The 1,189-nt window shown below is 51.1% G+C and carries 1 protein-coding gene and 1 pseudogene; both read left to right on the forward strand.

Annotation, left to right across the window (positions count from 1 at the left end; all coding sequences use genetic code 11):
• A partial coding sequence (locus GIW04_RS30835) for an RHS repeat domain-containing protein (protein ID WP_236479624.1) occupies positions 1 to 963 on the forward strand: 963 nt, incomplete at its 5' end.
• 2 nt (positions 964 to 965) lie between these two features.
• Positions 966 to 1,189, forward strand: a pseudogene (locus GIW04_RS30840) (hypothetical protein); the annotation flags it as partial.

Genomic DNA, 1,189 nt, shown 5'->3' on the forward strand with positions numbered 1-1,189 from the left:
GCCGAGCACCATGCAGAGCGTCATCGCAGTTACCTCTACGAACCGGATAGCTTTCGACCACTGGCGCTACTGGAAGGCTTCGGCCCACACGCCACAACGCCCTACCACTACCAACTCGACCACCTCGGCACCCCACAGGAACTCACCAGCCCCGATGGCGAAATCGTCTGGTCCACCCACTACCGCGCCTACGGTCAAATCGCCCGGCTCGACGTGGGCAAAATCGACAATCCGCTGCGCTTTCAAGGGCAGTATTTCGATGCGGAAAGCGGCCTGCACTACAACCGCCATCGCTACTACAATCCGGATATTGGTCGCTACCTGACGCCGGACCCGGTGAAGTTGGCGGGTGGGATTAATGGGTACCGGTATGTGCCCAATCCGACGGGATGGGTCGACCCGCTAGGCTTGAATACATGCCCAGGTGCTGACGAATGTAAAGCCAACACCAGTGCTCCAAACCCTGCGCAGAGTGTTAACCACGGAGAGCCTGCCTTACCGCAACTGACCCGCACGCAGCGGCAGGCGAGAATTGATGAGCTAGCAGAATCAAATGCCCATCGGCGATTATCAGAGCTTGAAGCGTCAATTCCAGGGGCACACTTTTTAGAAAAACACGGCGCTCAGACATCACTAGAGTCTCAGCTAGAGCGAGTGGTGACAGCCAGGAATCCGACCACTGGGGAAATAGAAACGTTCGGAAGAGGCAGGAGAGCCGGACAGCCAAGACCTCCGAGCGCCGCCACACATTTCCTGAGTCATAGAGACCAGTTAAATGCAATTGACCGCGCGATTTTAATTTTCAAGCTCAATGGCCGAGCAGCGGTCCCTGCACCAATGGATATGGGAAAGGTGATAGGCGAAGGGTATAAAAGGGATGGATTAGAATATGGAAAACAGAGAAAAGCCTTTGTGCATTTGAATGAAGACGGAAAACCCATTACTGCTTATACGGACTTTTAAACATGAAAAGACAACCACAGCTATCAATACTTAAAGGATTGTTATTTACTTACTGCATCGAAAACACCCGAAATCTCGAAAGAGAAGAAATCATAGCGTCAAAAAACATTAACAATCCAAGAGAGCTTACAGAGCTTTTCGATGCTTTAACCAAGCCAGAGTTTTACACGTATACGCCAGAGGAGCAGAGTTGGTTCATAGAAACCATTAAGCATTATCTTTTAAC

Origin of the sequence: Pseudomonas sp. PA-4-8C (assembly GCF_021606625.1) — a bacterium.
GTDB classification, from domain to species: domain Bacteria; phylum Pseudomonadota; class Gammaproteobacteria; order Pseudomonadales; family Pseudomonadaceae; genus Aquipseudomonas; species Aquipseudomonas lactis.